This window comes from Maricaulis sp. (assembly GCF_034670125.1).
In the GTDB taxonomy this organism is placed as follows: Bacteria; Pseudomonadota; Alphaproteobacteria; order Caulobacterales; family Maricaulaceae; genus Maricaulis.
Map to the genome: position 1 here is coordinate 711,528 of NZ_JAXMOC010000001.1, position 20,062 is coordinate 731,589.

Annotated in this window: 17 protein-coding genes, 1 tRNA gene and 1 pseudogene; 8 read left to right on the top strand and 11 right to left on the bottom strand. The window is 60.6% G+C overall.

All coding sequences use genetic code 11. From position 1 onward, the window contains the following. Positions 1 to 50: 50 nt before the first annotated feature. From VOI18_RS03195 to VOI18_RS03210, 4 genes are all read right to left on the bottom strand, one after another. Entirely contained in the window at positions 51 to 572 is a 522-nt protein-coding gene (locus tag VOI18_RS03195; protein WP_323760963.1) for a GNAT family N-acetyltransferase, read from the bottom strand. Between the two features lie 121 nt (positions 573 to 693). Next, the gene (rpmA, locus tag VOI18_RS03200; RefSeq protein WP_011644711.1) at positions 694 to 963 is read right to left on the bottom strand and encodes a 50S ribosomal protein L27; all 270 of its coding nucleotides are present in this window, start codon (positions 961 to 963) and stop codon (positions 694 to 696) included. 15 nt (positions 964 to 978) lie between these two features. Continuing rightward, on the bottom strand, positions 979 to 1,656 hold the full coding sequence (locus VOI18_RS03205) for a 50S ribosomal protein L21 (RefSeq protein ID WP_323760964.1): 678 nt from the start codon (positions 1,654 to 1,656) through the stop codon (positions 979 to 981). A 207-nt stretch (positions 1,657 to 1,863) separates the two neighbouring features. After that, on the bottom strand, positions 1,864 to 2,175 hold the full coding sequence (locus VOI18_RS03210) for a hypothetical protein (RefSeq protein WP_323760965.1): 312 nt from the start codon (positions 2,173 to 2,175) through the stop codon (positions 1,864 to 1,866). A gap of 154 nt (positions 2,176 to 2,329) precedes the next feature. Between VOI18_RS03210 and VOI18_RS03215 the strand changes: the two genes are divergently transcribed. Then, positions 2,330 to 2,419, top strand: a tRNA-Ser gene (locus tag VOI18_RS03215). Positions 2,420 to 2,596: 177 nt separating this feature from the next. Continuing rightward, positions 2,597 to 3,233 (top strand): annotated as a pseudogene (locus VOI18_RS15040) (IS6 family transposase). A gap of 224 nt (positions 3,234 to 3,457) precedes the next feature. Here VOI18_RS15040 and rffA read toward each other — a convergent pair. Then, positions 3,458 to 4,732: a dTDP-4-amino-4,6-dideoxygalactose transaminase gene (rffA, locus tag VOI18_RS03230; RefSeq protein WP_323760967.1), complete on the bottom strand. Its 1,275-nt coding sequence runs from the start codon at positions 4,730 to 4,732 to the stop codon at positions 3,458 to 3,460. A gap of 98 nt (positions 4,733 to 4,830) precedes the next feature. Between rffA and VOI18_RS03235 the strand changes: the two genes are divergently transcribed. The 6 genes from VOI18_RS03235 to VOI18_RS03260 are packed head-to-tail and all read left to right on the top strand — an operon-like array spanning position 4,831 to position 10,614. Further along, on the top strand, positions 4,831 to 5,763 hold the full coding sequence (locus tag VOI18_RS03235; RefSeq protein WP_323760968.1) for a lysylphosphatidylglycerol synthase domain-containing protein: 933 nt from the start codon (positions 4,831 to 4,833) through the stop codon (positions 5,761 to 5,763). A 1-nt stretch (position 5,764) separates the two neighbouring features. Then, a complete protein-coding gene (locus VOI18_RS03240) occupies positions 5,765 to 6,883 on the top strand; it encodes a hypothetical protein (RefSeq protein ID WP_323760969.1) in 1,119 nt (372 codons plus the stop codon). Further along, positions 6,880 to 7,893: a hypothetical protein gene (locus VOI18_RS03245; protein WP_323760970.1), complete on the top strand. Its 1,014-nt coding sequence runs from the start codon at positions 6,880 to 6,882 to the stop codon at positions 7,891 to 7,893. The genes VOI18_RS03240 and VOI18_RS03245 overlap by 4 nt, the downstream gene beginning before the upstream one ends. An 8-nt stretch (positions 7,894 to 7,901) precedes the next feature. Further along, complete coding sequence (locus VOI18_RS03250) at positions 7,902 to 8,909, top strand: sulfotransferase (RefSeq protein WP_323760971.1); 1,008 nt, start codon at positions 7,902 to 7,904, stop codon at positions 8,907 to 8,909. Continuing rightward, positions 8,906 to 9,871 carry a glycosyltransferase gene (locus tag VOI18_RS03255; protein ID WP_323760972.1) on the top strand — a complete coding sequence of 322 codons (966 nt, stop codon included), beginning with the start codon at positions 8,906 to 8,908 and terminating at the stop codon, positions 9,869 to 9,871. The genes VOI18_RS03250 and VOI18_RS03255 overlap by 4 nt, the downstream gene beginning before the upstream one ends. A 20-nt stretch (positions 9,872 to 9,891) precedes the next feature. Then, positions 9,892 to 10,614: a WbqC family protein gene (locus tag VOI18_RS03260; RefSeq protein WP_323760973.1), complete on the top strand. Its 723-nt coding sequence runs from the start codon at positions 9,892 to 9,894 to the stop codon at positions 10,612 to 10,614. A 33-nt stretch (positions 10,615 to 10,647) separates the two neighbouring features. Here the strand turns inward: VOI18_RS03260 and VOI18_RS03265 are convergent, their stop codons facing one another. From VOI18_RS03265 to VOI18_RS03290, 6 genes are all read right to left on the bottom strand, one after another. Beyond that, the gene (locus tag VOI18_RS03265; protein WP_323760974.1) at positions 10,648 to 12,426 is read right to left on the bottom strand and encodes a hypothetical protein; all 1,779 of its coding nucleotides are present in this window, start codon (positions 12,424 to 12,426) and stop codon (positions 10,648 to 10,650) included. A gap of 304 nt (positions 12,427 to 12,730) precedes the next feature. Further along, entirely contained in the window at positions 12,731 to 13,858 is a 1,128-nt protein-coding gene (locus VOI18_RS03270) for a hypothetical protein (protein WP_323760975.1), read from the bottom strand. A gap of 26 nt (positions 13,859 to 13,884) precedes the next feature. Then, the gene (locus VOI18_RS03275; protein ID WP_323760976.1) at positions 13,885 to 14,340 is read right to left on the bottom strand and encodes a hypothetical protein; all 456 of its coding nucleotides are present in this window, start codon (positions 14,338 to 14,340) and stop codon (positions 13,885 to 13,887) included. An 87-nt stretch (positions 14,341 to 14,427) separates the two neighbouring features. Continuing rightward, positions 14,428 to 15,606 (bottom strand): hypothetical protein, encoded by a 1,179-nt coding sequence (locus tag VOI18_RS03280; protein WP_323760977.1) that lies wholly within the window; start codon positions 15,604 to 15,606, stop codon positions 14,428 to 14,430. 112 nt (positions 15,607 to 15,718) lie between these two features. Next, the gene (locus VOI18_RS03285; RefSeq protein WP_323760978.1) at positions 15,719 to 16,939 is read right to left on the bottom strand and encodes an SEL1-like repeat protein; all 1,221 of its coding nucleotides are present in this window, start codon (positions 16,937 to 16,939) and stop codon (positions 15,719 to 15,721) included. Next, positions 16,936 to 20,061 (bottom strand): FG-GAP-like repeat-containing protein, encoded by a 3,126-nt coding sequence (locus tag VOI18_RS03290; RefSeq protein ID WP_323760979.1) that lies wholly within the window; start codon positions 20,059 to 20,061, stop codon positions 16,936 to 16,938. Before VOI18_RS03290 ends, VOI18_RS03285 begins: the two co-directional genes overlap by 4 nt. Position 20,062 lies beyond the last annotated feature (1 nt).

Sequence of the window (20,062 nt, forward strand, 5' to 3'; positions counted from 1 at the left end):
AACCAGACCCCAGGATACGCGAATTGATGGAGGCCCTCCGTTGATGGCCGTTAGAGCTGCAAGGACAATTGGTGCATGTCTGCCGGTCCCATGCGGGCCATCGAAAACGCGCGAACGCCTTTGCCCTCGTGGCAGAAGCCGAGTTTCTCCAGCACCCGCCCAGATGCCGGGTTGTCGGTGTAGTACCCGGCGATCACACGGCGCGTGCCAAGGGTGTCACGAGCATAATCGACCAACCCCTGTCCAAGTTCCGTCGCGAGGCCGCGCCCCCACCACGGCTTTCCAATCCAGTACCCGATCTCCCAATCTGCATCGGATGTGCGTTTGAACACGCCGCCGCCACCGATGACTTCACGGTCCATTTCGACTGACAGCGACAGATTGCTGCCCGGTTGCCAGCTGGCGCGTGTTGTGATGACCCACATTTCTGCGGCGAGCGTCGGATAGGGGTGGGGAACGCGGGCGGTGTTCTTCGCCACGTCATAATCACCCAGATAGGTCGAGATGTTCTCGGCGTCTTCCAGTTCGGGAAGCCGCATCACCAGGCGTTCTGTCTCAATCCGCGGGCCCATGAGCCTCTCCTCGCGGGGGGAACAAAGAAAAAGGGGAGGCGGTGGTCCGTCTCCCCTTTTAACGCGTGTGGCGTTCCCGGACCTGCCTGTTCAAGACACGGTCCGGATATGTGCGAACCGCTTATTCAGCCGCTTTGGCAATCGGCTCTACCGAGACGAAGGCCTTGCCGCCGGACTTCTTCGCGAAGACCACGCGGCCTTCGGTAAGCGCAAAGAGGGTGTGGTCCTTGCCCATGCCGACATTGGCGCCCGGGTTCACCTTGGTGCCGCGCTGACGCACGATGATGTTGCCGGGAATGACTTCCTGGCCGCCATATTTCTTCACACCAAGGCGGCGACCTGCGGAGTCGCGACCGTTACGGGATGAACCGCCTGCTTTTTTGTGAGCCATTGATCAGTCCTCCGATTACTTGGCCAGCGCCTTGGCGGCGTTGATCCAGTCGTTTTTCTCTGCCTTGGCCTTGAGACCGGTGATGGTCTCGCTCAGGGCGTCCAGGTCAGCATCGGTCCAGGCTGCGATCTGCGCAAACGTGGTGATGCCGGCTTCGTTCAGCTTGGTGGCCAGGGCCGGGCCGACGCCCGTCAGCTCGGTCAGCGCGTCGGCAGCTGCAGCTTTCGGCGCGGCTGCTTTCTTGGCCGGAGCCTTTTCAGCCTTCGGCGCGGCAGCTTTCGGTGCAGCGGCTTTCGGAGCGGCCTTGGCTTTCGCCTTGGGTGCTTCTGCGGCTTTCGGAGCAGCCGTGGTCGACTTCAGCGCGGTCTTGGCCTTCTCGCCCGGTGCGACGATCTCGGCGATCCGCACAACCGTGCCCCACTGGCGGTGGCCCTTGGTGCGGCGGTAGTTCTGACGGCGGCGCTTCTTGAAGACGATGATCTTGCGGGCGCGGTTGGTGTCCAGCAGCTCGCCGATCACCTGGGCGCCATCAACGGTCGGCGAGCCAACCGTGACGCCGGCGTCCGAGCCGAGCATCAGCACATCACCGAGGTCGAGCGTGTCGCCGGCGGCGCCCTCGAGTTTCTCGATGCGAATTTCGTCGCCGGCGGCAACGCGGTATTGCTTACCGCCGGTCTTGATCACTGCAAACATGATCTTCTCTGTCCTTTTGTCCGATCCGTCCGGTGCCTGCGGGATCACCCTGATCCTGTACGCCCGGCGGGTCCTTTTTCTTCACTCCGTATGCCCGGAGCGTTGTTCGTGATTTATGGGCCCGCGACGGCTGGCCGCGCGAGCAGGAGCGGGCGTTATACGCATGCCCGCTTCGGAGTCAATCAGTCAAACCGGTTGAGATGCGCGTTATTGGCCCGGACCGGTAAATGAATCCGGACGAGCCTCGCCCCGATTTCCATCGCGCACCGAGTCCACACCCTGCCGGACGCGTTCCTGGTAAGCCTCCCACTCGGCCTCGGTGTAGCAGATGCGCTCGCGCTGCCGTGTGCCGGTGACCTGGATACGTCGACAGGTGAAACGATCACCTTCACTTGTGACACCCTGATCGGGAAGGGCTTGAGCCACTTCATCGTCAGATGTGGTTGCGCAGCCCGCGACCGCGGTGAGCGTCGCAGCGCCGAGCAGGCAGGCGAAAGCCTTGAAGTGAAAACTGGTCATACCAAACACGAACCCCTGATTTTTCTGGTTTGTCGCGACCTTAGTGGGGACGATGCGGGTTGGCAAAACCAATTTTGCGCCGGTCGGTCGCATTGTTCACCGCATCCGCCCCTTGATTTTGTTGCGCCAGTCGGTCAAAACCCCGCTTCCCCGCGGAGAGGTGCCGGAGTGGTCGATCGGGGCGGTCTCGAAAACCGTTGAGCGCGCAAGCGTTCCGAGGGTTCGAATCCCTCTCTCTCCGCCACATATCTTCCTGAAATAATTAGATAAAGTGGCGCCGCGGATTTCCCTCGGTGTTTTCGCGGCAGTGTCAGAGGAACTTTGGCTTGAGCGTGGAGTCCGGGTTTCGTCGTGTCGCTCGATCAGTAGGTCGTTCAAATATATCAAGGCCTCTCGCGAGATCATCCGCCTTGCGGTGACGATGTATATCCGTTTCCCGCTGACGCTTCGAAACGTGGAGGACCTGCTGCACGAACGCGGCAGCGGCATCACGCACGTGATGGTGCGGTTCTGGTGGAACCCGTTCGGACCACTATTCGCTGGTGAGATCCGAAAACGCCGCGCCCAGAACACGAACTACTCGAACTGGGCGTGGCATCTCGACGAGGTTTTCGAGCGCATCAATGGAGAACTCCACTACTTCTGGCGCGCCGTCGACAACGAAGGGGAAGTTCTCGAGGCGTATGTCACCAAACGCCGGAATCGCGTGGCGGCGCTGCGATTCTTTTCGCAGAACGACGAAGCGATATGGGGCGCCGGACCAAGTCGTCACCGACAGACTGCTGTCCTACAAGGCCGCGTTTCGTGATGTCGGAATTGCCGGCCGTCACGCAACCGGGAGGTGGCTCAACAATCCGGCCGAAAATTCGCATCAGCCGCTCAGGCGGCGAGAGAAAGTCATGACGCGGTTCAGGTCTATGCGAAGCCTTCTAAAGTTTGCCGCGGTCCAAACCTCAGTTCACAACCAGCTCAATCCCGAACGCCATTTTTGCCGCCGCGAAAATTTCAAGGAGAACCGCGCCCGGGCCCCGGCCGAATGGCGCCAACTCGCCGCCTGAATCGAGGTCGGTGGTCGAATTCGGAGGCTGGTTGGCGTTTGCCTGGCGTCACCGACACATATCCTGCTGTATTAAATCGATAAAATCGAGAAACGGCCGCTTTGTTGCGCCGCCGTTCGGCGTTCGGGTGCCCGCCTGTCACGAACGAGCGGGTTGCAATCAACCGGTCGCGATGTCGTCGGGATCAACCGGGCCAGGGGTCAAAAAGGGCCCGGACCGTTTGTTTATTCGGGGCCGGACGTGAGGCCGTTGGCGATCAAGAAGTCGCGGGCTGTGTCGATCACGTGCGCTTGTTGAGCATCGGACATGGCGCTGAACAGGGGCAGTCTCACCAAGGTTCGAGCGGCGTTGCACGTCACGTCGAGTTCGCCATGCGCCCGTCCGTAGAGCCTGCCTCCGGGGGTCAGGTGCAGGGGAACATAATGCGGGGCAGCCACGATACCGCATTTTTTCATCGCCTCGCAGAAGCCGTCGCGCAGCTGATGCGTGGGCAGACGCAGGTGATAGATATGGGCGTTGTGTTCGGCCTTGGCCGGAATCTGCGGCGCGGTCACACCGGAGACGCCTGAGAAGACGTCGTGGTATCGCGACCACAGCCTCATGCGCTTGATCGTAAGGTCATCGATCCGCTCCACTTGCCCGAGCAGGACAGCCGAGGCCAGTTCGCTGAGCAGATATGAGGACCCCAGGACCAACCATTCATACTTGCTTTCCTGTCCCCGAAGGAAGTCGGCGCGATTGGTCCCCTTGTCTCGAATGAATTCCGCCTTTCGTCGATCCTCCTCCTGATTGACAAGAAGTGCGCCACCTTCGCCACAGGAGATGTTCTTCGTATGATGAAAGCTGATCCCGGCGAGGCGTCCGAAGCTCCCGAGAGGTTGGCCCATCCAGCGGGCCCCCAAGGCCTGTGCCGCGTCCTCCAGAATGTCGATGCCATGGGTGTCGGCGACGGCGCAAAGGGCATCCATGTCGCAGGCGACACCCGCGTAGTGCACGACCATGATCGCGCGAGTCCGGTCTGTGATCGCCGCTTCGGCCTTCAACGGGCAGATGTTCAGGGTCACCGGGTCAACATCGACGAACACCGGGACAACGCCGCGGATGGCGAATGCATTGGCCGTTGAGACGAAAGTGAATGAGGGCATGATGACTTCGTCCCCCGGCTTCATGTCGGTGATGAGTGCCATCATCTCGAGCGCCGCGGTGCAGGACGGGACGACATAGGCTTCCAGGCTTTTGGACAAGGCCGATATGCGGGCTTCGCATTCCCGGGTGAAGCGGCCACCGCCCTCCAGGCGGCCTTCATCCACCGAGGCCTGCAGGTGCGCCATTTCGAGTGGCGAATAATCGGGTTTGCAAAACGGGACAGAGACGAGATTGTCATCCGGTGATGGCATGGTAGGAAGTCCGCCTTGGTTAGCCGGTCGTCCTGCCTTGTCGTTCGGTGGACACAACGGAGCCGATCCTGATTCACTAGCCAATAACGCGCGGCGCGCCAACCGGTGTCCGCGATCCGGGTGAAATTGGGACGGTTGGCATGCCGGACCGGTTCGTGCGGATTGTTACAGGGCTGGGCTCAGTCCTAGAGGGGGTGGAGTTGAGATACACCGCGCCAGTGCTGATCCTGGTTCTGGTCGCAGGCGGCCTGTGGCTGGTTCCGCTGGACCGGTGGGTCGCGGTGTTGAATGCCTCCGACCCGTCTTGGCTTGTCTGGGCTTCGTTGTCTGTTGTTGTGATCCAGTCGACCGAGGCCGCCCGACTGGTATGTCTGAGCACGCTGCCCGTTGGCATGTGGCGCTCGGTGGCCAAGATCACATGCGCCGCAGGTGCCATTTCCCTCCTGCCGTCGGGTTGGTTCGGCGGTGACGCCTACCGGGGGCACGCGGCATCAAAGATGGGACTTGGCCTGAGCGGCGCCGTCTCGGCTGTCCTGCTATCGCGCGTGATCGGTCTGTTCGCGACCTTGGGCCTGACCGGTATCGCCGCCCTGCTTCTGGCGCCCGGCCACGGCGGTGTCGGATTGACACTGGGACTGGAGGGGGCTGTCGGGGTCCTGGCCATTGGCGGCAGTCTGGCTGTCGTCGCTGCCGCCAGCTTCATGCTTCTGCGCAAAACAACGCTTGCCCGACAATTTCAACAATTCCTGCGCAATACCGTTTTGGCGGTCACGGCGACGCCACGGCACCGGTTGGTCATGGCGGTCGTGTTGGGATTGGGAACGGCAATCGCGCGCGCCGCCCTGCTTTGGGTCGCCGCAAAATCTGTCGGCACCTCACTCAACCTCGATGTTGCGCTTCTGATCGGTGGGCTGGCTCTGATCGTGACCATTGTTCCGGTGGTGGGGACGACAGTGGGCGTTCGCGAAGCCGTCGTGGCTGGTTTGCTGGCCGGATTCGGGGTCGATGCGCCGTCGGCGATCTCCATTTCCGTTCTGGCCCGCCTCGTGACCGCGTTGACCTGCGTCACCGCGTGGGGCGCCTTGGCGGCCGCCGAGCGGGTTTGGCCTCCGCAGATTGCCGGGAAACCCTGACATGACCGAACTCACCTTCGTGACCGGAGCTCCCCGGTCCGGCACAGGATTGTTGGCGGCGCGTCTGGCGAAGGGTCCGGGACGCCGCTGTGTCTCGCAACCCGCGCCCCTGCTTTTGACCGGTCTGAAGCGGTCTTTCCTTGCCCAGCGTGGCGCGCCGGACCTGCTGGCAACCTATCCGCTGTCGGACCAGCAATTCGGCACTTATACGCCGCCGGATGAGTTCACGGGCTTTCTCGGGGCGGCACGCCCGAGCCGCGACGATTGGGAAAGCTGGTTGACATCGATGGTTGGTTACTCCGGCCAGTATACTCGACCCGCAACGCCTCTGGCCGGTCTTGGAGCCCTGTTGAGACAGGTCCCCATCGGCGCGTTGTGTCGGTATCTCGACGCGAACTACACGGAGCCCGGAGGGGCCACGGCGATCGTCTGGAAAGAGACGTTTGCCGAAGAATTTGTGCCAGCAATTCTGCAAGCCGGACATTCTTGCGTCCTGATCCTGCGCGATCCGCGAGACAGTATTGCGTCGCAAACGGGCGGGAGGGGCGAGCAGTTTGCCGGCGACCCGAGGCCGCTATTGTTCATGTGTCGACAGTGGCGCAAGTCTGCCCTTTATGCGTTGGCCCTGAAAGACTGTCCCGGTTTCTACATGGTGCGTTACGAGGACTTGGTCGAGGCCCCTGTTTCCACGCTTTGCGATCACCTGCCGCCGGAAATCGCTCCGGATGCAGATGCGATCAGGTCGGCGGACAACACGCCGCGCAATTCCTCTTTTGATTCTGGCGATGCAAGCCCGGTGCAACCGATAGGCCGGTACAAGGATCACCTCGCGCCGGAGACCAGTGCCTTTATCGAGGCGCTCTGTGCCGCGGAAATGAGCGCGTTCGGGTACGGGACGACGATGAGCCCGGCCGAGCGGTCCACAATTGTGAAACGGGGATGTCCAGACACGGCAGTCGGTCGTCCCGAGTTGTCGTTCTATGCATGGTGCGACCGTCATCGTGATGACGAGCTGGCGCGGCTCGAAGCGATCGACCGCCCGGACGGGAAATTCATGCGGGAGGCTTTCATCTTCGAGCGGGCCTTCGCCCGCTTGCGGGCGGCGGGGAGCGGTCAATGACGGTCCGGATGGTTACAGCGCCGAGAGCGTCGCGGTTGATACACTCCATCGTTGCAGGCCAGGCAGCCCGCCGCCCCGACTGTCGCCATTGGCTGGTGCCGGCAAATGCATGTGACGCGGTATATCTCAGTCTTATGAGTGCCGGTGCTAGCTTTGATGTCGTTGATATCCGTGAGGAAAATTTCTGTCTGGATGTCGACCAGGCCATTGAGGCGCTGGGCGGCGATCGATCCTATGCCGGGTTGATCTACATTCATGGCTACGGTGCTTCGCATTCGGCGGCCACGGATATACGGCGGTTGCGCAATGCGGCGGGACCGGAGCTTGTGGTCATTGATGACCGTTGCCTTTGTCCGCCGTCCATTGATCCAGAAATGGAGGGTTTGGGCTGTGCGGACGCAGTCGTTTACAGCACTGGCCATGGCAAGGTCCTGGATCTTGGTGCAGGTGGCTATGCCCTTGTGAGCGATGGTCTCGCGCTTCTTCCGGTTGAGGGGGTGTTCGATCCGGCCGCCGAGGCCGGCCTGATTGACGCACTCCGGACAAGGATCGATCCCGGCCTGGATCAGGAAGTCGCGGTGGAGAACCGCATTGCGGATTGGCTGGCAAGCTGGCTACCGACCGCAGAGGGACCGGACTGGCCGGCTTTGCGACACGCGATTGAGCGGGAGTTACCCGCAGTGCTGGCTCACAAAAGCCGACTCAACGAAGTCTACCGATCGACCTTGCCTGCGGAATTCGTCCTGGCGGGCGCCGACCATCTGTGGCGGTATAATCTCCGGGTGCCGAACAGGGATCGGCTGTTGGAGCGGATTTTCGACGCCGGATTGTTTGCATCCGCGCATTTCCGCTCATTTCGCAGCCACCTGGACTCCGGGCAGTGCCCCGTCGCCCATGCGGTCCAGTGCTCGACCATCAACTTGTTCAATGATAAAAACTTTTCCTTGGATCAAGCGACCCGCGTGTCAGAAATTGTCGTGGCGCACCTGGCGCACGCAGCATCGGGATAGGGTGAGGCATGCAATACACCTTTCTGATTTGCAGCGAGCGGTCCGGCAGCAACCTGATCACGTCATTGATGAGTGGGCATCCGCAATTTTCCGGGCCACCGCCGACACACATGTTCCGGCTATTCGGCCTCAATAGCGGTCATTATCTGCCATTTGATCATGCGGCTCGTCGTCGTTTTCTGGCTGATTTCCACGCCGCCCGAGCCACCATACTTGGTGACTGGAACACAAGTTTTTCGCTTGAAGAGCTTGAGGGCGTTTGTGGTCAATCACAGAGCATGGCATCAGCATTTGACTTCATGTATCGACGCGAGTGCGCATCTGAAGGTGCCAGTCGGGCTTTTGTGAAAGAGAACCACACCTATAGATTCGTACCCTTCTTGCTGGATCATTGGCCCGGGGCCCGGTTTGTGTTCCAGGTCCGGGACCCTCGCGATGTGGCTGCGAGCTGGGTCAAGACCAGCAGTGTGCCGGGCGGAGTGGCCAAGGCGGTATCGGTGTGGTGCGCTGACCAAAGCGAGACATTAGACCTTCTTTGTGACCCGCAACTGTCGGCACGGACGGTGCAGATCCGCTATGAAGACCTGATTCAGCGGCCCACCGAGGTCCTGAGCGGGGTCTGTCACAATCTCGGGGTGGATTTCGATGCCGGCATGCTCTGCGCACACCAGAATCCGAGAACGGCCAAGACCGCCAAACAAGTTGATGCGTGGTCCAACCTGGGTCGACCCGTGATGAGTGGGAACTCGGGCAATTACGGCTCGGTCCTGACTGCGGATGACGTCCTGTATATCGAGTTGAAGTGCGCCACGCTCATGAAACGCTTTGGATACACGGCTCAAAATGATGTCGATTCCATGGGAGCGGAGGAGCAGGAGCGGATGCTTGCCAGTCTTGAGGAACGCTTGTCGCCAGGGCGTTCCGAGCGTCCCATGTCGGATGATGAAGTGAAGCGGCGGGAACGTCGACTCGCGTTGATTTCCCGCATCATCGAGCCGCCGGCAGTCCGCTCATGACCGAGCAGGGCGGTTTCGACTATTCGGTCATCATTCCAACCTATAATCCGGGGCCGCCGCTGATCGAGCTGATCGAGCGGTTGGAGCGGACATTCACGAAAATGAACGTCGGACGGTACGAGATTGTCATTGTGGATGACGGATCGCCCAGTCCCGAGGCGCCGGCCACGCTCAAATCGGTCGGCGAGCGAGAGGCTGTAACTGTCATTCGCCTGACCCGCAATTACGGCAAGCCCGGCGCCGTAATGTGTGGCCTCAACCAAAGCCGGGGCGACCGGGTCCTGACACTCGATGATGATCTGCAGCAGGCGCCCGAAGATCTCGAGAAGCTGGCAGTGCACAATGGGCATGATGTGATCATCGCGCGCTACCGGAACAAAAAACATGACCTCATGCAGCGCGTGACGAGCCGTATCAAGGCGCAGTTCGACCGCGTTATTCTTGGCTATGAGTTCCCGATTTCGCCCATGAAGCTCCTCCGGCGACGGGTTGTTGAAGGGATGTTGCTTAACTCGAGCGATCGGCCCTTCATACCCGCGCTTATCCAGCAGGTGACGACCGATATTGTGGCGGTGGATGTCGAACACCACGAGAGCGCATACCCGCAATCCCGATACACTTTCTCGCGCCGGTTGCGCCAGTTCTCGAACCTGCTGGTCGGCAACTCCAACCTGTTGTTGCGGTGGTTGGGTGTTGTGGGCTTTCTCATCATGTTCGCCAGCCTTTCACTGGCGGCATTCATCATCGTGCGGAAGCTGGCCGGCGTTCAGGTGGAGGTGGGCTGGTCCTCGCTGATGGTCGCGGTCTTGATGATCGGGGGGCTACAACTCGGAGCAATGAGCATCATAGGTCAGTATCTGCTGCGGATACTCAATGTTTCGGCCAAGAAGCCGGCCTACTTCATTCGTGACATTGATGGTGTTGAGTATTCTGACAACCGGTCAGGCAAGGAGAGCCGCTAGTGGCGAGGCCGGAGGACGGTATGCGGCGTGGCCGGTGCATCGGTATTCTCCAACCAGTCTATCTGCCCTGGATCGGCTACTTTGAACAAATTGATTATGTTGATCATTTTGTTTTCCAGGATGATGTTCAGTACACCAAGAATGACTGGAGAAACCGCAACAGGATCTGCACCAAGTCAGGGCCGACCTGGTTGATCGTTCCCGTGAAACGGGATGGGTTGAGCACGCGCTTGCACGAGACCCGAATAGACTACGGTCGAAACTGGGCACGAAAGCAGATTCTGACGGTCAGGCAGGCCTACTCATCATCACCCTATATCGATCCCGTCATTGCCATGTTGGAATCGGCATTTGACGCGCGGCCAGACCGGCTGACTGACCTGACCATCCCGTTGATAGAGCAGCTCGCCGGTCACCTCTCGATTGCCGGTACGTTCAGTCGCGCGAGCGATATTCCCCGCGCTCCGGACGCTGACCTGACTGGCCGCTTGCTGGAGATCGCGAAAGCCCATGCCGCCACGGATCTGTATCTTGGGGCCAAGGGCATAGCCTATGTGGACACGCAATTCCTCGGACAGAATGGCGTTGCGGTAACGTTCCAGAATTTCATCCATCCCACTTACAAGCAGCACGGGGCTGATTTTCAATCCCACATGTCGATGTTGGACTATATCGCGAACGTTGGGCCAGCGGGCGTCCGTCAATGGCTGGATACTTTGCCAAAGTTTGGGTCAGCACCCTGATTGCTGATCAGGTCGGCATCCGCGCCTCCAATCTCATTGATCCGGCTCGGATGGTCCTGTCTCGTTCGCCACCGCGCGCAGGGCGTGGCGGGGAATCCAGATGATGATGGGAGATTGGACATAGTCTGACCAGGTCTCGAGGACGGGGTCGTAGTCATCCGGGAACGCAATGCCGTGGCGAGCCAGAACGGCAGGGTCGTGGGAGTTCTCCCGGGCAGGGCTTTCGAGAATCCAGGCGTTGCGGACGGTCTCCTCGTCCAGACTTGCGATCGTATGATCAAACAGCGCCTGCGAGCCGGAATAACCTGACAGGGCCCACGGCGTTCGCGGCGTCGAAAGGTCCAGCAGAAACGCTACCATGGGCAATCGGCCGGACAGGTCGATCAAGGCCGGATTGGGACCTGTCTCAGGGAGGCGCGATTGCAAAGAGGCGATGTCTTCCATGAAGGACCGAGTGGAAGGGTCGACGCGCATGAACGCCATTCCCCGAACGGCCTCAACCGGTTCGCGCTGCGTCGAGAGGTCGGATGGCAGGCGATATGGCAGTTGGTAGGCGTGCTTCATCGAGACGAACACATAGGCATAAGACAGGACCAGAAAGATGGCTGTTGTTTTCCAGAACGTGCCGGTCCTTTCAGCCATCAGGAAGATGCCAAACAGGACGATCAATGTGCCTGAGAAAAACTGGAATTTGACCAACCAGTTGCTGCCGGTGCCGAAGAAGGCAGCCACACAAAGCGTGAGCATCATCAACAAGGCCGCCCAGTCCTTGATCCAGAGCCCGACTGGCGCGCGGCTCAATACTGCGATCGCAGGCGTTATCACCAAGGCCGAGGCGGTACTGATCAGGATCGTGAAGCTCATGGCCCCAAAATCAACGGATTGCAGCCAAGCCTGACCGAAAACTGCATCGAGCCCTGAGGCGCCGAATGCCAAACTGGCCGCCACGACAGCCAGGAGAGTGACGCGGGCCCAGTCCGCTGCCTGCCAGAAGCGGGACGGCAATTGCCTGCGGACAAGTACCAGTGTCGCAAACGCCGACAGCGGGAGGTAGGTTGCCCAATCCCGCGCGCCGTACTTTGAGAAATCTTCAAAAAACCGTTCCAGACCACGAGCCAGGGCCCCGTCGCGCTCGAGCAGGGCGCGTCGCTCCAGCCCGCCGCCGATGCGGTCCAGCGTCGTCCAAGGCGGCTCCACTGCCAGCGTTTGATAGGCGAGGTAGCCGACAACTCCGACCAGCAGCCAGCCAGCAGCCTTTGCCAACTGGCCCAGACGCGGGCGGGCGGTAACAAGAACAAGCGGAACAGCCACAATCGCGACAATCAGAGGCGCGAGTGGCCGGGTCAGGAAAAGGGGTATGAGCAGCGCTCCGACCGTCATCATTTCCGCGCGACAGTTGTTGTGAGACTGGCTCAGTCGAACGGCAACCCGCAGGGCCAGGGCGCCCATGAATAGCAGCAGAATGTAGCCGAGCGCATTGTAGGAGGGGTCGGGAACCCAGTTCCTGTAGAATGGCGTTACGGCCAAGCCCGCCAGAAATGCGTGTCGTGTTTCCACCACCCAGTCAGAACTGGCATCGACACAGAACTCATGAGTTTGACGGACAAGAAAATAGGCGCCCGCCCAAATCAGGACGAAGACCGCAATGCGATGGAGAAGGAAGGAGTCGCTAAACGAAAGGAATTGCCAGACAACGCCAAACTGAGTGGTCTGCATGTCAATCTCGTCGAGATTGAAAATCGAGTTGTAGTAGAATCCGGTGTCGCTGAACTCGACCCCGCGATGAAGAAGCCCAAGCACGGTCAACACCATCGCCACCGATGGCAGGAGCCCGATCAGGAAGATCAGGTGGGTCTTGCTGATGCCATTCAGGCGAGCGCGGATGGAGTGCTGAAGTGGGATGGTCATCGCTTCGATCTGCCTGGTAGCAAGGTAACGCCCCTGGGGCGCATGGCAGCCGCTTGCCGGTTGATACGATGCTTTGGGCCTAATGTGGTTGAGTGCCGGACCAGTTCTCGGGTCTTCGTCCTTGCCAGCGGGCCAACCGGACCAAAAAAATGGGCAGGCCCCTCAATAGGATGGGCCTGCCCTGCAATGGGGTCGAGGTCAGAGACCGTCAGTTCTGCTCGAGGCGGGACAGGCGCTCCTCGAAATGAGCAATCTGAGTCTGTGCGGCCTGCTGCTCGCGGTGAAGCTGCTCGATATAGATATGGGCTGTCTCGAGCTCGTTGAGCATGCCGCCAATTTTCTCGGAGATGTTCATCGGACCCTGCTCAGCCGTAGGACCGACATTCGGCAGGTGGCGATTGGCCCACATGTATTCAGCATGATCATCAATTGATGGCAGTGCATAGCTTTCCTCGAAAACCGCGTCACAGCCGACGCTGCAGCTGCCATCGGTCGTCAGCGTGCCACCAATTTTCAGATCCCCACCCTCGTAGAGGATGAGTTCGGACAGGCCGCTGCCCGCCCGCGAAATCCGGAAAGTCGTGTCGTGGCCGCCATGGACCATGCGCCAGGAACCGGTCCCACCGGTCGCACCGGTATCGTCCAGCGTCACGCCAAAGAACCCATCAGATGAGTCAACGATGTGAATGTTATCGTCGGGGCTCGCAGTGCCCATGCCGATGTGGTTGTTGGACGCGATGTACAATGCGTTGGTGTCCGCGCCGGGCTGGATCCGCAAGGGAAGCTGGCTTCCGTTGGTAACGTCGCGAATGAAGAAGTTGGATTCATTGGCAGCGAGATCGAATACCTGTGGCGTAAAGCCGCTGGACCCGTTCTGATCAAGGCGCAAGGTGGGCGTATTGCCGTCGACGACATGAATTTGCGTGACCGGGGTCGACGTCCCGACGCCAATTTCACCACTACTGTCGACGTAAAGAGAACTCGCCGGCGCATCGGCGTCGATACGGAACACCTGGCGACCAGCGTCGGTGTCCTCAATCGCGAAATAGTTGGATCCGCCATTGGACGAGTCGTTGATCACGATCCGCCAGTCACGTGTCGGGAAACTCGCTGAACTACTGGTGTCGTTGAAATGTATGCGAAGATTGTTTTCCTTCAGGCGCAGCGTATCGAACCCAAAACTCTCGCCATTGACGCAGTCATTGCCGACGCACAGGCTGAATGAAATGATGACATCATCCAGGTGCTGGACGTCAGCTGAAGTCGCCCCCGGCAACCCCACCGAGAGCCCGAGAGTAAGTGCCAGCGAACTGGCTATGGTACGAAGCTGCTTCACGAGAATGCCCCCCATTGCGGCAATATTCAGGTTTCTGACTCCGCCTCGGACGAGGCGAAAATTTGTCCGTTGACGACGCGGAAACTGCCGTCGGATGCAATGCCGATACGAGGCACCTGTGCGCTTGCCTCGCGACCATTGGCACGACGCGAGTGTGGCGAGGAATGCTGGACCACATCGCCCGTCGCCGCCGTAACTTCATAGCGATATACGCCGTCATCGACGGCACCGTGGTCACTGAGCCGGAAGCTGGGCGCGCGACGCGCCGAAAAAACTTCGCCGACATAACCATTCGGTCCGGTTACGCGAACCGAGTAGTTGAAGAAACTCGGCTCACCCTCGAAATACAGACGGGTTCCGGCCAAGCGAACCGATATCGACGCCGAGGAAGGCACATCATCTGCTTGCGGAATTGCCACCCCGGATGGCAGTGCCAACCAGATGGCTGCCACCATCAGTGTGATCAAATTTCGGACTCGCATCGAGCACCCCTCATTTGGTTGGGAATCATATACACAAGCCGGTTGCGGCACAATGCTGCGCAATTGGCAATGTTCTGTTTTTTGCCATTATTCCGGGTTTCCGGTGCCGATTGTGGCCAGCAAGTCGGGGACTTCAGACTGGGCTGCGGCGACCACATCAGGCGGAAGTGCGAGAATTAGCCGATCGCGCAGCAGCATTGCCCGCGTCTGGCCGCGATAGGAGGCAACGCTGCACCAGACCAGGGCTGTCCGATAGCTCTGGGGAACGCCGGACCCTCTCGCGTACAGCAGGCAGAGATTGAGCGCGGCTGCCCCGGATCCCTGTAGCGCTGCCTGACGCAGACGCGCGAGCCCCAGACCCGTATCCTGTCGAACACCCAGTCCGCCAAGATATCGAAACGCTGTCCGATAAAGCGCGACTGTCTCACCCGCCTCGGCTGCGGCGTTCTCAGCCGGATCCATTGGCCGATTCCAATCCGGCACGATCAATCGATCGTCGAATGGCACGCCGAGTTGCTCGATGAGATTGGCAACATTCCCGACCTCAATCGCCCTGGCGCGGCTGAGAAGGGCCCTGGCGGCCTCTTCGTCAACCGGCATGCCAAAGCCGGATTCATGTAGGATCGAGAGATTTCTCATCGCCTCGGCCAAGCCCTGTTCGGCGGCCAGACCAAACCAGCGGGCTGCTTCCTCGTAATCCTGCTCGACACCAACGCCGCGGACTCTCAGCAGGCCGAGATTATTCTGGGCTTGGGCATTTCCCGCTTCAGCGGCTTCGCGAAAAAGGCGTACGGCCTCCCCCTCGTTGGTCTCAACTCCGTTGCCCTGCAGGTAAAGAAGGCCGAGATTGGCTTGGGCCTGCGCATTTCCCTGTGCCGCGGCCGCGGAATACCACCGTGCAGCTGCCTCGAGGTCCGGTTGCGGACGGTCGGCAAGGGCCGCGGCCAAATCGAACTGGAACTCGGGCGCTCCCGATTGCGCGGCCTGCTCGAACCAGAACAACGCAGTGTCGGTATCTTGCGCGGTACCGAACCCGGCCCACAGGGCGTGCCCGAGAGCATTCTGCGAGCGGGCAACGCCGGCTTGCGCGGCGTCCCTGTCCAGTTCGTAGGCACGCGTATAATTTTGCGGGACGCCCAGGCCGTGACGGAACATGTGCGCCAGCACCGCCATCGCGTCCGGGTTGCCGTCCGCGACAAGCGGGCGAACCTGTTCCAGCGCGGACTGATAGGCCTGCCTGTCGAGCGCGGCCTCAACGCCGGGCAAACCAGATTCCGCTTGCGGGTGCGCACCCGGCGCAACGAGAAGCGCAGTCAAAGTGCCGATGAGTACCATTCGGCAGGCTAGTCCGCTTGGGGGTTTGGTCGCCATGTCGGACCTATTCCACCGGCCGCCAGCTGGCGGCAAGGTCCTGCGCATTGGTCAGCTCTGACGGCGACAGGAATTGCGCGAAAACGTCGCGCTCTGCGGCGGCCCCCTCCACACCATTGGCAGCGGCCAGATTCGCCCAGACGTGGGCCATGACATAATCCGGGTCACCATTCTCGCCAGCAGCCATGCGACGTGCCATGACCAGTTGGGCGGGTGGCGACCCGCGTTCTGCCGCCCGGCGATAGCTTTCGGCCGCCAGCCGCGAGTTTTGCGGCACACCCTCGCCAACATCATACATGGTTGCGAGGGCATACAGCGCCGCAACATCTCCGGCTTCCGACTGGCGTTGGATCCAGTCAATAGACGCCGTGTCACCCGCCCGGGCGGCCGTTGTCACCCAATCGGCGGCTTCATTGTGGTTTCCCGCCTGTATTTCATCCGAAGCAACAAGCCGGCCCAAGCGAACGGCAACACCGGGCGCGCCGGCTTCGTAGGCATTGAGATACCAGCGCACAGCCTCGGAAAGGTTGCGCTCGGTTCCTGCTCCCTCCTCATAAAGGAGGCCAACAGCTGCTTGCGCGCGGACCATGCCGGCTTCGGCGGCTTCCAGATACCAGCGGAACGCAACAGAATCGTCACGGGCCACCCCTGTACCCGTCCGATAGGCGTAGCCCAGGTTCGACTGGGCGCGCACGTCGCCACCTTCCGCGGCTTCGCGCAGCAATGTCAGGCCGCGGCCCAGGTCCTGCGGCAGAACCTGTCCACTGAAGTAGTAAGACCCCAAGACGGCTTTTGCCTGCACATCCCCGACCGATGCGGCGTGCTCGTAATAGGGCACGCCGTCCTCGAGGCTGTCGGATGTCTCGGCGGCCTCGATCAATATCTGCACCAAGGCATCGCGAGCGTCGGTCATGCCCTGCGCCGCGGCGGCGTCGAGCAATTCAATCGCCCGGCTGGTGTCGTGCGGAACCCCCAGCCCCTGTTGGTGCATCATGCCGAGTCGGTATTGCGCCAGCGGAACTTCCGCGGTCGCCAGTTCGGCCAGGATTTCTGCAACCTCCTGATAGCGGGCCTGCCCGAATGCGTCGGTAGCGTCGGCCATGCGCGCCTCGATGTCGGCCTCCGAAAGGCGCGTGCCCGAACGGTTATCAAACAGCGTGACACCGCCCACGATCGAGAGTGCCAGAGCCACTGCCCCCACCGCACCCAGCAAATACCGACGACTCATTCCGCAACTCCTTCACGCGCGAGGCGCCGAACCAGATAGGTCGCTGACGCTGTAATCGGGCCATCAATGTCCGATACTTCGCCGTCTGGCCAGCGCACTCGCAGTCGATCGATCGAACTGATGGGCCCCAAACCGAAATGCACTGTTGTCGGGTCGAACGACATGAAGCCGCCGCCCAGCTGGACTTCACGAGATTGCAAACCCGTCGGCAAGGCTGGGTCGATGATCTCAACACGCGCACCAACGCCATCCCGATTGCCGACATGGTCTTCCAGCTGAACACTGATCGAATTGCCACCGGCATTGTTGATGAAGGCTGTCACCGGCGCGTTGACCGGCACCGTGATGATGTCGAGATCGCCGTCACCGTCCAAATCGAGCACGCTCGCAGCTGCAGTCAGGGCAAAATCCGTCATGCCCCACTGTTCGGTAGCCTCTTCAAACCTGTCCCCGCCGGTATGGCTCAACAGGATATTGGATGGCGAGACCTCATTCGGGACCCAGGTGCCGTTGACGATGTAGAGGTCCTGCCAGCCATTGTTGTCGAAGTCCCCAACCGAAACGTCCCAGCTCCAACCGCCAATTTCCACACCGCGGGCCTGGGCCGTTTCCAGATACGAACCCGAATTGTCAGGTTCAAGCAGGACATTGCGCGACATGATCTGGGGCAGCGCGGCCGCCTGTTCTTCACGGGACATGGGTCGGGCGGGCCGGAAGTGCATGTCGCAATAGGCGCGAATTCTGGGTTGATTGACCGGAATCAGATCGCACATGTCGGCATTATCGTTCTGAATGGCCAGATCCTTGATCATCATGCCGCGGCACTCTGACCTGTATGGCTCCTCAAAGCCTGAGCACCGGCGTGCATTGGACGGGTCGAGGCTGTTGCCCGGTCGGTACCAAGCCTTGATCGCCATGTTTTGCTCGCAGACCGCCCGGTCTGTGTCCCGCTCCATGCCGTTGCAGTAAAGCCGGATGGGCTGCATCCGCAATCGATCTGAAACGCCCTCCGCCCGGCCGGCGATCTGGGCGAAGTACAATGCCATCTGACCGTTGTTCGCAACATCGAACGACGAGACCGACATCGTAGTGTTGGTGGTCATGGGTATAAGATCGTCCTGGTGGGTGACCGTGGAAAAGCCGCCCGCGCCGTCGCCAATATGGACGTAGTCCGGGACCTCGAAATCATTGCCGACGATCAGATCCGGATCCCCGTCGCTGTCGATATCGCTCATGAGAATGGACAGCGTTTCACCCGGAATGCCGGGGAGGTCGAGGTAGTCGTCACCGCTCAACTGGCCGTCGTCGTTGAACACGATGCGATTGCGGGATTCTTCCCCGGGGATACGCCGGTACCAGCCAGCAGCCCAGTTGCCGAGCGCAACATCAAGATCACCATCGCTATCGGCATCCCCGAAACTCGCAGCCAGGGTCAAGACCGCATCGGGCCGGTTGGCGACCGGCCTCAGGCCGGCGGGGTCAAGCTGCCCGTTGGTGTTCGGCAGGATGAAATTTCCCTCGCGGTAGGTGGTCAGGAAAACGTCTCGCCAGCCGTCATTGTCGATATCGACGATGATGGCGTTGAAGACCGGGAGCGACGCCAGACGTTCATCCTCCATGGCGCCGCCGGTAAAACCGCCGTCGCCATCATTGTGATAGATGTAAAGCCCGACCCGTGTGGATGCGAACACCAGATCCGGCAGATCATCCCCGTCAAGGTCACCGCTGGCGACGCTGCGGCCTTCCCAGAACGGAGGCCACATGTCGGAAAAGGAGAACTCGATCGGCTGGTCGATCCCCAGATGCCACGCCTCGACGCGCGTAAAGGGGGTGCTTCCTTGTGCCCGCTCGACATAGGGACGCCGTTCGACCGTGATGGAATCCGCCGACGGGTCCGCCTGTGCTGACGCCGCGGGTTGCAGGGACAGACCAATCCCGAGGCCTTGGCTTGAAGGTCCGAGCTGCAACCCGATCTGGTCTTCCGACGTCAACAGCTCGATCGCGCGGCGGGTCTGGTAGGTGTGGTAGGCGTCGATTGCCACGCCACTGCCTATTCCCAGGGTCGCGACCATGAGCGCCAAAAGGGTGCCGGCCCGCCAGCCGACGGATGTTCCGACAATCAGGAAGGAATACACGCTGAAACTTCCGAGCGTGAACACCAGTGCCATCACAAACCCGTGGCCGACTCCGCCATTGAGCAGTGCGCCGGAAACAACAACATCAAATCCGATCGGAACGGGCAGGAAAGTCCCGACCACCCCCGCGGCGACAGCTCCCAGCAACCCGAATTCCCGGCCACTGACGAGGTCCGGCGAGATGAGCGTACCGGCAACCGCGCCGAGAAAGCCGGCCAGCAGCATCAGTGGTGCCGTCACCCGAATAATGAACCAGAAATTCCGACCATAGTCCGCGATGAACCCGCGCGCTGAGGCAGCGAGAGTTTCCACAGGAGGTTCCTGCAGGGTCGGAGCCTGCGGTCCTGATTGATCAGCGGGAACTGTGCGTAGCAGGCGGTCGGCCGGCAACAGCCGGCAAACCAACGGAACACCGACCAGAATGACAAACAGGCTCAACGCTACCTTGGTGGCGGCGATGTAGAATGGCAGCAAGGAGAACGCCATCGTCAGAACGACCACGTTCATGGTCGGCGAGGCAATCATCGCGGAGAGCGTTGTTTCTGCCCGGGAGCCACCCTGAAAAAGCCCGCGCGCAATCGGTGCGGCGCAATTCACGCACACGCCCAGCGGAGCGCCGATGACCAGGCCATAGGCAGAATTGGCAAAGCCGTTGCGGAAGTTTCGCCTTCGGAAATAGCCCAGCACTGTGAGAAATGCGGCCCCGAACAGCCACCCAAAGGTCATCCCTTTCTTGTTGGTATTGATCCAGTTCACGGTCGATACGCCAATCCGCTCGATCGTGCTGGCGGTCGGGTCAAGGGCAATCAGGGCCTCGAAGCCGAGGGGGTCTTCAAGTTGGATGGCACCGCTCATCATCGCCTTCTCGTCCAGCGACGGGTAGCGCGAACTGGTCCAGAAGACCGCTGCCAGCGCAATCATCACTATGGCGGCGAAAATCAGTCGCTTTGACTGGTCATTCCGGATCAGGCCTGCAAGCACATTCATT

What these genes read in the sequence shown, in the direction of transcription:
- VOI18_RS03275 (WP_323760976.1), bottom strand. Translation starts at nt 14,340, where the DNA reads ATGCGAGTCCGAAATTTGATCACACTGATGGTGGCAGCCATCTGGTTG.
- VOI18_RS03255 (WP_323760972.1), top strand. Translation starts at nt 8,906, where the DNA reads ATGACCGAGCAGGGCGGTTTCGACTATTCGGTCATCATTCCAACCTAT.
- VOI18_RS03260 (WP_323760973.1), top strand. Translation starts at nt 9,892, where the DNA reads ATGCGGCGTGGCCGGTGCATCGGTATTCTCCAACCAGTCTATCTGCCC.
- VOI18_RS03245 (WP_323760970.1), top strand. Translation starts at nt 6,880, where the DNA reads ATGACGGTCCGGATGGTTACAGCGCCGAGAGCGTCGCGGTTGATACAC.
- VOI18_RS03285 (WP_323760978.1), bottom strand. Translation starts at nt 16,939, where the DNA reads ATGAGTCGTCGGTATTTGCTGGGTGCGGTGGGGGCAGTGGCTCTGGCA.
- VOI18_RS03240 (WP_323760969.1), top strand. Translation starts at nt 5,765, where the DNA reads ATGACCGAACTCACCTTCGTGACCGGAGCTCCCCGGTCCGGCACAGGA.
- VOI18_RS03195 (WP_323760963.1), bottom strand. Translation starts at nt 572, where the DNA reads ATGGGCCCGCGGATTGAGACAGAACGCCTGGTGATGCGGCTTCCCGAA.
- rpmA (WP_011644711.1), bottom strand. Translation starts at nt 963, where the DNA reads ATGGCTCACAAAAAAGCAGGCGGTTCATCCCGTAACGGTCGCGACTCC.
- VOI18_RS03210 (WP_323760965.1), bottom strand. Translation starts at nt 2,175, where the DNA reads ATGACCAGTTTTCACTTCAAGGCTTTCGCCTGCCTGCTCGGCGCTGCG.
- VOI18_RS03205 (WP_323760964.1), bottom strand. Translation starts at nt 1,656, where the DNA reads ATGTTTGCAGTGATCAAGACCGGCGGTAAGCAATACCGCGTTGCCGCC.
- VOI18_RS03250 (WP_323760971.1), top strand. Translation starts at nt 7,902, where the DNA reads ATGCAATACACCTTTCTGATTTGCAGCGAGCGGTCCGGCAGCAACCTG.
- VOI18_RS03265 (WP_323760974.1), bottom strand. Translation starts at nt 12,426, where the DNA reads ATGGTGTTGACCGTGCTTGGGCTTCTTCATCGCGGGGTCGAGTTCAGC.
- VOI18_RS03290 (WP_323760979.1), bottom strand. Translation starts at nt 20,061, where the DNA reads ATGAATGTGCTTGCAGGCCTGATCCGGAATGACCAGTCAAAGCGACTG.